A 12,835-nucleotide genomic window follows, 5' to 3' on the forward strand; every position below is an offset into this window, starting at 1 on the left:
GAAGTGATCCCGCCTGACGGAGCTGATCGGCGGGCCGGGGAGCTGAGCCGGCCCGCCGATCAGCCGTTCAAGGGGCGCGAGCCCGTCCTGAGCGTACCGGGCGGTGAACTCGCGTACTCCTCGGGATCGATCGGACCGCCCGCGGGGCCCTGGATCCGTAGCGGCGGTCCAGCGGGCGGCGGGTCGGTTGCCGGCCGTTAGGCTGAGCGGTGATGGCATACCTGGATCACGCGGCGACGACCCCGATGCTCGACGAGGCACTCGAGGCGTACGTCGCCACGGCCCGTGAGGTGGGGAACGCGTCGTCGCTGCACGCGGCGGGCCGGCGTGCCCGGCGGCGGGTGGAGGAGTCCCGTGAGCGGGTGGCCGCCGTGCTCGGCGCCCGCCCCTCCGAGGTCATCTTCACCGGGGGCGGCACGGAGAGCGACAACCTCGCGGTGAAGGGCGTGTTCTGGGCCCGCCGCGCCGCCCGTGCCGAGCGGACCCGGGTGGTCTCCAGCGCTGTCGAGCACCACGCGGTACTGGACGCGGTGGACTGGCTCGTCGCGCACGAGGGCGCCGAGGTCGGCTGGCTGCCGGTGGACGCCGCCGGCCGGCTGAACCCCGAGCGGCTCCGCGCCGAACTGGCCGAACACGGCGACCGGGTGGCCCTGGTCACCGCCATGTGGGCGAACAACGAGGTGGGCACCGTCCAGCCGGTGGCCGAGCTGGCCGCGGTCGCCGCCGAGCACGGAGTGCCGTTCCACACCGACGCGATCCAGGCGGTCGGCCAGGTGCCGGTCGATTTCGCCGCCAGCGGCGTCTCCGCGCTCACCGTGACCGGGCACAAGCTCGGCGGGCCGGCCGGGGTGGGCGCGCTGCTGCTGGCCCGGGACGTCGCCGCCACCCCGCTGCTGCACGGCGGCGGACAGGAGCGGGACGTCCGCTCCGGCACCCTGGACACCGCCGGAATCGTGGCCTTCGCGGTCGCCGTGGAGGCCGCGGTGAAGGGCCAGCAGGAGTACGCGGCCCGGATCGCCGCGCTGCGCGACGAGTTGGTGGAGCGGGTCCGGCAGGCGGTCCCCGAGGTGGTCTTCAACGGCGACCCGGCCGACCGGCTCCCCGGCAACGCGCACTTCTCCTTCCCGGGCTGCGAGGGGGACGCCCTGCTGCTGCTCCTCGACGCCCAGGGGATCGCCTGCTCGACCGGCTCGGCCTGCTCCGCCGGGGTGGCCCAGCCCTCGCACGTGCTGCTGGCCATGGGCGCCGACGACGACCGGGCCCGCTCGTCGCTGCGGTTCACCCTCGGTCACACCAGCACCGGAGCCGACGTCAACGCGCTCATCGCCGCGCTGCCGGCCGCCGTCGAGCGGGCCCGGCGCGCGGCCGCGCTCCGTACGCCCCGCTGACCCGGCTACCCTCGTGAGGACGAGGGGAGTGAGCTGGTGAGGGTTCTGGCGGCGATGTCGGGCGGGGTGGACTCCGCCGTGGCGGCGGCGCGCGCGGTGGCGGCCGGGCACGACGTGACCGGCGTGCATCTGGCGCTGGCCCGCAACCCGCAGACCTACCGCACCGGCGCCCGGGGCTGCTGCACCCTGGAGGATTCCCGGGATGCCCGTCGGGCCGCCGACGTGATCGGCATCCCGTTCTACGTCTGGGACATGGCCGACCGGTTCCACTCCGACGTGGTGGACGACTTCGTCGCGGAGTACGCGGCCGGTCGTACCCCGAATCCGTGCCTGCGCTGCAATGAGAAGATCAAGTTCGCCGCGGTGCTGGACCGGGCGGTGGCCCTCGGCTTCGACGCGGTGGTGACCGGCCACCACGCCCGGCTGGGCGCGGACGGCCTGCTGCGGCGCAGCGTCGACCTGGCCAAGGACCAGTCGTACGTCCTCGCGGTGCTGACCCGCGAGCAGCTGGACCGGTCGATCTTCCCGCTCGGCGACTCCACCAAGGCCGAGGTGCGCGCGGAGGCCGCCCGGCGCGGCCTCGCCGTGGCCGAGAAGCCCGACTCGCACGACATCTGCTTCATCGCCGACGGGGACACCCGCGGCTTCCTCGCCCAGCGCCTCGGCGAGGCCCCCGGCGACGTGGTCGACGCCCTCACCGGGGCGGTGGTCGGCAGCCACACCGGCGCCTACCAGTACACCGTCGGGCAGCGGCGCGGCCTGCACCTGGACCGGCCCGCCCCGGATGGCCGCCCGCGTTACGTGCTCTCCATCACGCCGAAGACCAACACGGTGACCGTCGGCCCGGCCGAGGCGCTGGCGGTCGACCGGGTCCGCGCCACCCGCCCGGTCTGGACCGGCGGGGCGCGGCCCACCGCCCCGATCGAGTGCGAGGTGCAGTTGCGGGCGCACGGCGACGTGGTGCCGGCCACGGTGTCGCTGGACGCCGAGGGGCTGCACGCCGAGCTGCGCCGCCCGGTCCGTGGCGTGGCCGCCGGCCAGGCGATCGTGGCCTACCGCCCGGATCCGGCCGGCGACGTGGTGCTCGGCTCGGCGACCATCACCGGCTGACGCCGCCGCCTCGCCGCCGGCCCCGACCGAGGCCTGCGTCCCGTATCTCGCGGCTGATCAGCACCGCCCCGGGGCATGCTCCACCGACCTGGGCCGCGCCGCGCAGGCGTCCGCGCACCCACGTTCCCGGCTGCGGGCGTCCGCGTCGGGAGCGGGTCCGGCAGCGGATAGTCTGCGGTGGTGAGTGATCAGCCCTGGCCCTGGCCCGCCGGGGCGGCGACCGGCATCGGTTCGCTGCCCGGCACCGACATCGCCGAGGCGCAGCGCATCGTGCTCGGCGAGCTGCCCGCCCTGCCGCACCTGGCCGAGTTGCCCGCCCGGGGCCCCGGCGCCGACCTGATCGGCCGCACCGGCGGCCTCCTCGTCGAGCTGCCGATCGAGCTGTACGCGGCCCGCTGGCGGATCGCCCCGCGCCCCGGCAAGGACCTGCGCCGCGCCCGGGACCTGATGGAACGCGACCTCGACCAGCTCGCCGAGCAGGCCGAGGAGTACGCCGGCCCGGTCAAGGTGCAGGCGGCCGGACCGTTCACCCTGGCCGCGTCGCTGGAACTGCCGATCGGGGGTCGGCTGCTCCGCGACCCGGGCGCCGTCCGGGACCTCGCCGGCTCGCTCGCCGAGGGGCTGCGCGGGCACGTCGCGGCGGTCGCCCGCCGGCTGCCCCGCGCGTCGGTGCTGCTCCAGCTCGACGAGCCGTCCCTGCCCGCCGTGCTGGCCGGCCGGGTGCCCACCGAGAGCGGCTTCGGCACCCACCGGGCGGTGGAGTCCGGCGTCGCCGGGGCGCTGTTGCGCGAGGTGATCGCGGCGGCCGGGGCGCCGACCGTGGTGCACTGCTGCGCGCCCGACGTGCCGCTGGACCTGATCCGGGCCGCCGGGGCGGTCGGCGTCGCCCTCGACCTCGGCCTGGTCACCGACCTGGACCCGCTCGGCGAGGCGATCGACGCCGGGCTCGGCCTGCTGGCCGGCGCCGCGCCCACGGTGCCGCCGCCGGACGGTCGCGCGCCGACCTCGGCCCAGGTCGCCGACCGGGTACGCCGGATCTGGGACCGGCTCGGCTTTCCCCGCCGCCGGCTCGCCGAGCAGGTCGTGGTCACCCCCGCGTGCGGCCTGGCCGGGGCCACCCCCACGTACGCCCGGGCGGTCCTGACCGCCTGTCGGGACGCCGGGCGACGGCTGTCCGAGGAGTGAGGTTTCCTGTCGCATCCCTCGGGCAGGATGACCGCCATGATTGGACAGCTGCGTTCCACGGTGATCGACTGCCCCGACCCGCGCGCGCTGGCCGGCTTCTACGCGGAGCTGCTCGGCCTCCCGCTGATCGAGGACAACTCCGACGGTGACGACTGGGTGGTGCTCGGCGGCCCGCCCGGGCACCAGCCCCGGATCGCCTTCCAGCAGGCGTCCGACCTGCGTGCTCCCGACTGGCCCGACCCGGACCGACCGCAGCAGTTCCACCTCGACGTGACGGTGGACGACATCGAGGCGGCGGAGAAGGCGGCACTGGCCCTGGGCGCGCGGCGGCTGCCCGGCGAGGGGGAGGGCTTCCGGGTCTACGCCGACCCGGCCGGTCACCCGTTCTGCCTCTGCTGGGACTGACCGGCGGGATCGCGGCCGGCGGGGCTTGCCCGGGCGGGGCATGATCACCTCCGTGACCGACTCCCCGCCGCGCCGCGCCTCCGGCTCACTCTTCGGCCTCGCCTACGGCGACGCCCTGGGCAAGCCCACCGAGTTCCTCACCGTCACTGAGATCGTCCGGCGGTACGGTCCGGCCGGCCCTCGGGAGCTGGCCGGCGACCCGGCGCTGGTCACCGACGACACTCAGATGGCGCTGGCCGTCGCCTGGGCGCTGCACGACGCGTCCGCGCACACGCCCGAGGCGGTGGAGCCGCTGCTGCGTCGACGGTTCGTCGAGTGGGCGATCAGCCCGGACAACAACCGCGCGCCCGGGATGACCTGCCTGCGGGCCTGCGCCGAGCTGAGCCGGGGCACCCGCTGGCAGGACGCCACCGTGGCCGGCTCGAAGGGGTGCGGGGCCAACATGCGGGTCACCCCGGTCGGGCTGCTCGACGTCGACCTCGACACCCTCGCCGGGCTGGCCCAGCTCCAGGCCGGCCTGACCCACGGCCACCCCACCGGTCTGGCGGCCAGCGAGCTGACCGCGTACGCGGTCCGGCTGCTGCGCGACGGCGCGCCCCTGGCCGACCTGCCCGGCCTGCTCGCCGACCGGGCTCACGAGCAGCGCACCGTCTACCGGGGCGACTGGCTGGGCGACCTGTGGCAGCGTTCCGACGAGCGGACGCCGGCGGAGTTCATCGCCCGGGGCTGGGACGAGTGCCTGCGGGTGCTCGGCCGGCTCGACGCGGCGCTGGCCCGCCCGGACGACGGCGGTGACCCGTGCCGGCTCACCGGCGAGGGCTGGATCGCCGAGGAGGCCCTGGCGACCGCGCTGCTCTGCGCGCTGTGGCACCCGGACGACCCGGTCGGCGCGCTGGCCCGGGGCGCCACCACGGCGGGCGACTCCGATTCCATCGCGGCCCTCGCCGGCGCCTTCGTCGGCGCCGCCCACGGCATGGCCGCCTGGCCCACCGACTGGTCCACCCGGATCGAGTACGCCGACCAGCTCACCGCCCTCGCCGCCCCGCACGACTGACGGGACGATTGTCAGCCCCGCCCGCTACGGTTCGTGGGTAGCACGAGCACGGGAGGTCGGCAGCGGTGTCCGAAGAAGTGGTTCCCCAGGCGGTCAGCCCCGCGCAGGAGGCGGCGGCGGGCGCCGAGCCGACCCCGCAGGCGCGGGAGCGGCACGCCACGCTCAGCCAGGAGCTCACCGAGCACCAGTACCGCTACTACGTGCTCGACGCGCCGATCATCTCGGATGCCGAGTTCGACAAGCAGCTGCGGGAGCTGGAGGCGCTGGAGGCGGAGTACCCGGCGCTGCGCACCCCCGACTCGCCGACCCAGCGGGTCGGCGGCACCTTCTCCACCGACTTCACCCCGGTCACCCACGCCGAGCGGATGCTCTCGCTGGACAATGCCTTCGCCGACGAGGAGCTGGCCGCCTGGGCCGAGCGGGTCGAGCGGGACGCCGGCGGTCCGGTGCCCTACCTCTGCGAGCTGAAGGTCGACGGCCTGGCCATCAACCTGACCTACGAGAAGGGCCGGCTGGTCCGGGCCGCCACCCGGGGCGACGGGCGCACCGGTGAGGACGTCACCGCGAACGTGCGCAGCATCAAGGACGTGCCGTCCCGGCTCACCGCGTCCGACGACTTCCCGGACGTACCGGAGTTGCTCGAGGTACGCGGCGAGATCTACTTCCCGGTCGCCGCCTTCGCCGACCTCAACGCCGGCCTGGTCGAGCAGGGCAAGGCCCCGTTCGCCAACCCGCGCAACGCGGCCGCCGGCAGCCTGCGGCAGAAGGACCCGCGGGTCACCGCCTCCCGTCCGCTGCGCCTGGTGGTGCACGGCATCGGCGCCCGCCGGGGCTTCCAGCCGGCCGCGCAGTCGGAGTCGTACGCGGCGCTGAAGGCGTGGGGGCTGCCCACCAGTGACCGCTGGCGGGTGGTGCCCGACCTGGCCGGCGTGGCGGACTTCATCGCCTATTACGGCAAGCACCGGCACGACGTCGAGCACGAGATCGACGGCGTGGTGGTCAAGGTCGACCCGGTCTCCATCCAGGGCCGGCTCGGCTCCACCAGCCGCGCGCCGCGCTGGGCGATCGCCTTCAAGTACCCGCCAGAGGAGGTGACCACCAAGCTGCTCGACATCGACGTCAACGTCGGGCGCACCGGGCGGGTCACCCCGTTCGCCGTGCTCGAACCGGTCCGCGTGGCCGGCTCCACGGTCGCGCTGGCCACCCTGCACAACGCCCAGGAGGTCGAGCGCAAGGGCGTGCTGATCGGCGACACGGTGGTGCTACGCAAGGCCGGCGACGTCATTCCCGAGGTGCTCGGCCCGGTGGTCGACCTGCGCCCCGCCGACGCCCGCCCGTTCGTCATGCCCACCACCTGCCCGGCCTGCGGCACCCCGCTCGCGCCGGCCAAGGAGGCCGACGTCGACATCCGCTGCCCCAACGCGCGTTACTGCCCGGGCCAGATCCGCGAACGGGTCTTCTACCTGGCCGGCCGCAAGGTGCTCGACATCGAGGCGCTCGGTGAGAAGAGCGCGGGCGCGTTGCTGGACGGGCAGATCATCACCAACGAGGGCGACCTGTTCCAGTTGGACGCCGAGCAGCTCGCCCGCTCGCCGTTCTTCGTCAACAAGGACGGCACCCTCGGCAGCAACGCCACCAAGCTGCTGGACAACCTGGCCGTGGCCAAGGAGCGTGACCTGTGGCGGGTGCTCGTCGCGCTCTCCATCCGACACGTCGGCCCGACCGCGGCGCAGGCCCTCGCCCGGCACTTCCGTTCGATCGACGCGATCGAGGCGGCCGGCGAGGAGGAGCTGTCCTCGGTGGACGGGGTCGGCCCGACCATCGCCGCCAGCATCAAGGAATGGTTCGCCGTCGACTGGCACCGCGAGGTGGTCGAGCAGTGGCGGCGGGCCGGCGTACGGATGGCGGAGGAGGCCGGTGAGGAGGGGCCGCGTCCGCTGGAAGGGGTGACGGTGGTGGTCACCGGCACGCTCGCCGGGTTCAGCCGTGACCAGGCGTCCGAGGCGATCCAGAGCCGGGGCGGCAAGGTCACCGGGTCGGTGTCCAAGAAGACCAGCTTCGTGGTCGTCGGCGACAACCCGGGTTCCAAGGCCGACAAGGCGGCCAGCCTCAAGCTGCCGGTCCTCGACGAGGACGGCTTCCGGGTGCTGCTGGAGTCCGGCCCGGACGCGGCCCGGGAGGTGGCCGGCCTCGCGGGCTGAGCCCCCGGGGCGTTCCGAACCGCCAAGCGCCATGGTCGCGGCGTATACCAAGTTAATTACGACTACGACCGATTCGTGACTGTCCTGTCGGGGAAATCGGCATCTAGGGCGTTTCATTGGCGTGCGGCGGGTGAACGACGCGCGCCGCGGCTGTCCCGGGAGGTGCGCGATGGAGACCGCCGATCCGCGAAACTCCGTCCCGCCCGAACGGGCGACGTCGTTCTACGGCTTCGTCGTGGCGGTCGGCGTGCTCGCCGTGGTGTTCTCCGCCGGGCCGCTGGCCGGGTTGCCCGCCCGGCTGGCCGACCTGCCGCTGGCGTTCTGGACCATGGCCGCGCTCGCCGTCGCCTGCGACGCCCGGCCGTTCGTGCCCCCCGGCCGCCGGGAGACCTCGGCGGTCTTCCCGTCGACCTGCTTCACCTTCGCGATCCTGCTCGGCTGGGGGCTCGGCCCGGCCGTCGCCGTGCAGGCCGTGGCGGTCGCGGTGTCCGGCTGGCGGATGAGGTACGCCCTCTGGCGCACCGGCTTCAACGCCGCTCAGTACGCGTGCGCGCTCGCGGCCGCGTACGCGGTCACCCGGCTCGGGCCCGGCCACCTGTTCGGCGGCGGGCGGCTGCACGGCAGGGACGTGGCGGTGGTGTTCGCCGCCGTCGCGGCCTGGTTCGTGGTGAACTACGCGCTGGTCAGCTCCGCGATCCGGCTGCGCTTCGGCGACCGGTGGTGGCCCAGCGTCCGGCTCGGACTGGCGTACGAGCTGCTCTCCACCGGCTCGCTGCTGCTGCTGGCCCCGGTGCTGGTGGCCGCCGCCCGGGCCAGCGCCGCGCTGATCCCGCTGGTGCTGGTGCCGCTCTTCGCCGTCTACCGGATGGCCCGGCTCTCCGCCGAGCGGGAGCAGTTGGCCGCGCTCGACCCGCTCACCGGCCTGCCCAACCGCAAGGCGCTGCTGACCGAGGTGGCCGAGCAGGTGCACCTGCACGCCGAGCGGGCGGCCCGCGGCGAGCCGGACGCCCACCTGGCCCTGCTGCTGCTCGACCTGGACCGGTTCAAGCACGTCAACGACGCCCTCGGGCACGCGGTGGGGGACCGGCTGCTGGTCGAGGTGAGCGCCCGGCTGGCCGACGTGGTGACCGAGCGCCAGCTGCTGGCCCGCCTCGGCGGCGACGAGTTCGCGATCGTGGTACCCCGGCTCACCGGCGTCGACGGCGCCCGCGAGCTGGCCGACCGGGTGGTCGCCGCGCTCGCCGAGCCGGTCCCGCTGGACGGGCTGCCGCTGGACGTCGGCGGCTCGATCGGCGTCGCGATCTTCCCCGAGCACGGCGAGGACTTCGCCACCCTGATGCGCCACGCCGACGTGGCCATGTACGACGCCAAGCACCGCAACGACACCGTCGCCGTGTACGCGGCCGAGTCCGACCACAACTCGGCCGAGCGGCTCAGCCTCCTGGCCGACCTGCGCCGGGTGCTGGAGGCCACGCCGATCGCGTCGGTCGAGGAGCCCCCCGCCGGGGTGCGCGGCAGCGACGGCGCGGTCCTCGCGCCCGCCCCCGCGCTGGCCGGGCCGGCCCGTGCCGGCCGGAGTGACGTGGTGCCCCGCAACGGGAGCCGGGGTGACGCGGTACGCCCCGGCGACGCCGCGGGGCGGCGCTGGCTGCGCCGGCGACGCGAGCGGGTCGAGGTGCACCCCGACGACGAGCTGATCAACCGGATCGTCACCGGTGCCGACCCGATCCGCCGCCGGGCCGCCCGCGCACTCGCGCCCGAGGGCCCGGCGGAGGCCACGGGCCCGGCGGGGGCGGTGGGCACGACCGGCGCGGACGGACCAGCCGGCGCGAGCGAACGCCACCCGGAGCCGCGCGGCGGAACGCGGGCGACCGGCGGGGCGGACGACCCGGCCGGGGACCCGGGCGAGATCACCATGTACTACCAGCCGCAGATCGCCATCGCGACCGGCGAGGTCGTCGGGGTGGAGGCGCTGCTGCGCTGGCGGCACCCGCGCCGGGGCATGGTCGACCCGGGGGAGCTGATCCAGATCGCCGAGCAGAGCGCGGTGATGCGGCTGCTCACCCGCCGGGTGGTGGACGACGTAATGGAGCAGGTGGCGAAGTGGTCGGCGGCCGGGATCACGCTGCGCGCCGCGCTCAACGTCAGCGTCCGTGACCTGCACACCGGGGAGATCGCCGACCAGATCGCCGACCGGCTGGCCCGGTACGGCGTCCACCCGGACCGGCTCCAGGTGGAGATCACCGAGGGCGCCCTGATGGCCGACCCGAGGCGGGTGCTGGCCAGCATCTCCCACCTGCACCGGATCGGCGTCGGCATCGCGCTGGACGACTTCGGCACCGGTTACTCGTCCCTGCAGCACCTGCGCCGGCTGCCGCTGTCCGAGGTGAAGGTGGACCGGTCGTTCGTCCTCGGGATGGCCGAGGACCCGGACGACGCGGCGATCGTCCGGTCGATGATCGAGCTGGCCGGGGCGCTCGGGCTGCGGGTGGTGGCCGAGGGCGTGGAGGACGAACGCACCTGGCGGTTGCTGCACGCGGCCGGCTGCGATGTGGCGCAGGGCTGGTTCCACGCCCGGCCGATGCCGGCCCAGGAACTGGCCACCTGGCTGTCCCGGTACCGCCCGGTCCGCCCCACGGTGACCGCCGACGGCGACGGGGCGCACCACCCCGGCCGGTGACCGGACCGCCCGGCGGATACGCCGCCGGGGGAGTCGGGAGCGTCGGGGCGACGGCGGGACAATAGACTCGCTCCGGTCACCGCGCGTCATCGGCGCCGTCGAGCGCGCGGCCGGCACACCGCAGACGCAGCAGGACAGCCACGAAGGGGGCACCCGATGGCCGCCATCTCCCGCGAGGAGGTCGCGCACCTCGCGCGACTGTCGCGGCTCGCCGTCACCGAGGAGGAGTTGGACACCTTCGCCGGCCAGCTGGACGTGATCCTCCAGTCGGTCGCCCAGGTCGGCGAGGTCGCCGCGGCGGACATCCCGCCGACGTCCCACTCGGTGCCGCTGACCAACGTCCTCCGCGAGGACGTGGTGGTGCCCGGACTGACCCCGCAGGAGGCGCTGTCGGGCGCGCCCGACGCCGAGGAGCAGCGGTTCCGCGTCCCGCGGATCCTGGACGAGGATGTGGCTTCATGACCGACCTGACCAGACTGAGCGCGGCGGAGATCGCCGGCCTGGTGGCCGGGGGCGAGACCTCGGCCGTCGAGGTGACCCAGGCCCACCTGGACCGGATCGCCGCCGTCGACGACCGGGTCAACGCGTTCCTGTACGTCGACACCGAGGGCGCGCTGGCCGCCGCCCGCGGCGTGGACGAGCGCCGGGCCGCCGGCGAGGACCTGGGCCCGCTGGCCGGCGTGCCGGTCGCGGTGAAGGACGTGCTCACCACCAAGGGCGTGCCGACCACCGTCGGGTCGAAGATCCTTGAGGGCTGGCGCCCGCCGTACGACTCGACCGTCGTCGAGCGGCTGCGGGCCGCCGGCACGGTGATGCTCGGCAAGACCAACATGGACGAGTTCGCCATGGGCTCCTCCACCGAATACTCCGCGTACGGTCCGACCCGGAACCCGTGGAACCTGGACCGCATCCCGGGCGGCTCCGGCGGTGGCAGCGCGGCGGCTCTGGCCGCGTACGAGGCGCCGCTGTCGATCGGCTCGGACACCGGCGGTTCGATCCGCCAGCCCGGGGCGGTCACCGGCACCGTGGGCGCGAAGCCCACCTACGGCGGCACCTCCCGGTACGGCCTGGTGGCGTTCTCCTCGTCGCTGGACACCCCCGGCCCGTGCGCGCGTACGGTGCTGGACGCCGCGCTGCTGCACCAGGTGATCGCCGGTCACGACCCGCGCGACTCCACCTCCATTCCGGCCCCGGTGCCGGACGTGGTCGGCGCGGCGAGGCTCGGCGCGACCGGTGACCTGACCGGGATGAAGCTCGGCGTGATCACCGAGTTCACCGGCGAGGGCGCCGAGCCGGGCGTGATGGCCGCCTTCCGCGAGTCGGTCGAGGCGCTGGCCAAGCTGGGCGCCGAGATCGTCGAGCTGTCCTGCCCGCACTTCCGGTACGCGCTGCCGGCCTACTACCTGATCGCGCCGAGCGAGTGCTCGTCCAACCTGGCCCGGTTCGACGGCGTCCGGTTCGGCCTGCGGGTCGGCGACGACGGCAACCGGTCGCTGGAGGAGGTCATGTCGCTGACCCGCGAGGCCGGCTTCGGCCCCGAGGTGAAGCGGCGCATCATGATCGGCACGTACGCCCTCTCCTCGGGCTACTACGACGCCTACTACGGCCAGGCGCAGAAGGTACGGACCCTGATCACGCGGGACTTCACCGCCGCGTTCGAGCAGGTCGACGCGCTGATCTCGCCGACCACGCCGTTCGTGGCCTTCCCGATCGGGGCGCGCACCGCCGACCCGTACCAGATGTACCTGGCCGACCTGTTCACCATCCCGACCAACCTGTACGGCGGGCCGGCCATCTCGGTCCCGTGCGGCCTCTCCGAGGGGCTCCCGGTCGGTCTCCAGGTCATGGCGCCGACGATGGCCGACGACCGGATGTACCGGGTCGCCGCCGCGCTGGAATCCACGGTCGGCTCGTTCACCCCACCGGCACTCTGACCCGCCCGCGGGGCGGCCCCTCGGCCGCCCCGCGACGCCGGGCGTCCGGCTGACCGACGCGAACGGCTTCCACGCCGACCAGGACATTGCCCGTCCCGAGCCGGGCGTCGCCGGTTCAGGCCAGGCCGCGGCGCCCGGCCTGCAACCCGGCCTGGAAGCGGGTACGGGCGCCGAGGGCGGTCAGCAGGGCGGACGAGCGGCGGCCCAGGGTGCGTACGCTCACCCCGAGTTCCCGGGCGATGGCTTCGTCCTTCAGGCCGGTGGCGAGCAGCCCCAGCAGCCGCAGGTCCAGTTCGTCGCCCGCGGTCGTGGACCGCTCCGGGTCCCAGGCCGGCAGCGGCGTGGCCTGCGCCCACAGCATCTCGAAGAGCTTCACCAGCGCCGACACCACCAGCGGCGCGCGGATCACCAGCGCCGCGTCCACGGCCCGCTCGCTGGCCAGCGGCAGCAGCGCCACCGAGCGGTCGCCGATGGCCAACTTCAGCGGCACGTCGGTGTGCACCCGGGCCTGTTCCCCGGCCGCCACGGACGCCATCGCCTGCTCGAAGGCGCCCGGCAGCTCGAACGCCTCCGGCGCGTAGATCCCGCGTACGCTGGCTGCCCGGGCGAGCAGTTCATTCTCGGACACGTTCGCGGAGGCCACCTCCTGTGCGTACGGCGGGCGGTCGAGGACCAGCAGCTCGCCGGTCACCCCGTGGGTGAGCTGGACGAACTGGGCCTCCACGGCGGCCCGGCCGGTGACGATCTCGAGCAGCTCGTCCGGGCTGGTGTGCAGCTCCGGCGGGAACTCCTCCGCGATCCGCTCGGCGGCTCGGCGGGCCGCGGTGAACTCCTCGGTGCGGCGGACGACCAGGGCGTTCACGGCGACGTCGGGGCGG

At 74.8% G+C, this 12,835-nt stretch carries 10 protein-coding genes; 9 read left to right on the plus strand and 1 reads right to left on the minus strand.

The window, feature by feature from the left end:
• Positions 1 to 212 precede the first annotated feature (212 nt).
• From ONA70_RS28645 to gatA, 9 genes are all read left to right on the plus strand, one after another.
• Positions 213 to 1,388 (plus strand): cysteine desulfurase family protein, encoded by a 1,176-nt coding sequence (locus ONA70_RS28645; RefSeq protein WP_265009601.1) that lies wholly within the window; start codon positions 213 to 215, stop codon positions 1,386 to 1,388.
• 36 nt (positions 1,389 to 1,424) lie between these two features.
• Positions 1,425 to 2,498 carry a tRNA 2-thiouridine(34) synthase MnmA gene (mnmA, locus tag ONA70_RS28650; protein ID WP_265009602.1) on the plus strand — a complete coding sequence of 358 codons (1,074 nt, stop codon included), beginning with the start codon at positions 1,425 to 1,427 and terminating at the stop codon, positions 2,496 to 2,498.
• A gap of 180 nt (positions 2,499 to 2,678) precedes the next feature.
• A complete protein-coding gene (locus ONA70_RS28655) occupies positions 2,679 to 3,683 on the plus strand; it encodes a methionine synthase (RefSeq protein ID WP_265009603.1) in 1,005 nt (334 codons plus the stop codon).
• 36 nt (positions 3,684 to 3,719) lie between these two features.
• Positions 3,720 to 4,088 (plus strand): VOC family protein, encoded by a 369-nt coding sequence (locus tag ONA70_RS28660; RefSeq protein ID WP_265009604.1) that lies wholly within the window; start codon positions 3,720 to 3,722, stop codon positions 4,086 to 4,088.
• A 40-nt stretch (positions 4,089 to 4,128) separates the two neighbouring features.
• Positions 4,129 to 5,142: an ADP-ribosylglycohydrolase family protein gene (locus ONA70_RS28665; RefSeq protein ID WP_265009605.1), complete on the plus strand. Its 1,014-nt coding sequence runs from the start codon at positions 4,129 to 4,131 to the stop codon at positions 5,140 to 5,142.
• Between the two features lie 65 nt (positions 5,143 to 5,207).
• Positions 5,208 to 7,343 carry an NAD-dependent DNA ligase LigA gene (gene ligA / locus ONA70_RS28670; RefSeq protein WP_265009606.1) on the plus strand — a complete coding sequence of 712 codons (2,136 nt, stop codon included), beginning with the start codon at positions 5,208 to 5,210 and terminating at the stop codon, positions 7,341 to 7,343.
• Between the two features lie 169 nt (positions 7,344 to 7,512).
• A complete protein-coding gene (locus ONA70_RS28675; RefSeq protein ID WP_265009607.1) occupies positions 7,513 to 10,023 on the plus strand; it encodes a putative bifunctional diguanylate cyclase/phosphodiesterase in 2,511 nt (836 codons plus the stop codon).
• A 156-nt stretch (positions 10,024 to 10,179) separates the two neighbouring features.
• Positions 10,180 to 10,485, plus strand: coding sequence for an Asp-tRNA(Asn)/Glu-tRNA(Gln) amidotransferase subunit GatC (gene gatC, locus ONA70_RS28680; protein WP_091190253.1), 306 nt, complete (start codon positions 10,180 to 10,182; stop codon positions 10,483 to 10,485).
• Entirely contained in the window at positions 10,482 to 11,957 is a 1,476-nt protein-coding gene (gatA, locus tag ONA70_RS28685) for an Asp-tRNA(Asn)/Glu-tRNA(Gln) amidotransferase subunit GatA (RefSeq protein ID WP_265009608.1), read from the plus strand. Before gatC ends, gatA begins: the two co-directional genes overlap by 4 nt.
• Before the next feature lie 115 nt (positions 11,958 to 12,072).
• On the opposite strand, the gene ONA70_RS28690 is transcribed toward gatA, so the two are convergent.
• On the minus strand, positions 12,073 to 12,835 hold a 763-nt coding region (locus tag ONA70_RS28690), incomplete at its 5' end, for a helix-turn-helix domain-containing protein (RefSeq protein WP_265009609.1).

The sequence above is a fragment of the Micromonospora yasonensis genome (genome assembly GCF_026013475.1).
Taxonomy (GTDB): domain Bacteria; phylum Actinomycetota; class Actinomycetes; order Mycobacteriales; family Micromonosporaceae; genus Micromonospora; species Micromonospora yasonensis.

What these genes read in the sequence shown, in the direction of transcription:
- ONA70_RS28645 (WP_265009601.1), top strand. Translation starts at nt 213, where the DNA reads ATGGCATACCTGGATCACGCGGCGACGACCCCGATGCTCGACGAGGCA.
- ONA70_RS28660 (WP_265009604.1), top strand. Translation starts at nt 3,720, where the DNA reads ATGATTGGACAGCTGCGTTCCACGGTGATCGACTGCCCCGACCCGCGC.
- ONA70_RS28665 (WP_265009605.1), top strand. Translation starts at nt 4,129, where the DNA reads ATGATCACCTCCGTGACCGACTCCCCGCCGCGCCGCGCCTCCGGCTCA.
- ONA70_RS28675 (WP_265009607.1), top strand. Translation starts at nt 7,513, where the DNA reads ATGGAGACCGCCGATCCGCGAAACTCCGTCCCGCCCGAACGGGCGACG.
- gatC (WP_091190253.1), top strand. Translation starts at nt 10,180, where the DNA reads ATGGCCGCCATCTCCCGCGAGGAGGTCGCGCACCTCGCGCGACTGTCG.
- gatA (WP_265009608.1), top strand. Translation starts at nt 10,482, where the DNA reads ATGACCGACCTGACCAGACTGAGCGCGGCGGAGATCGCCGGCCTGGTG.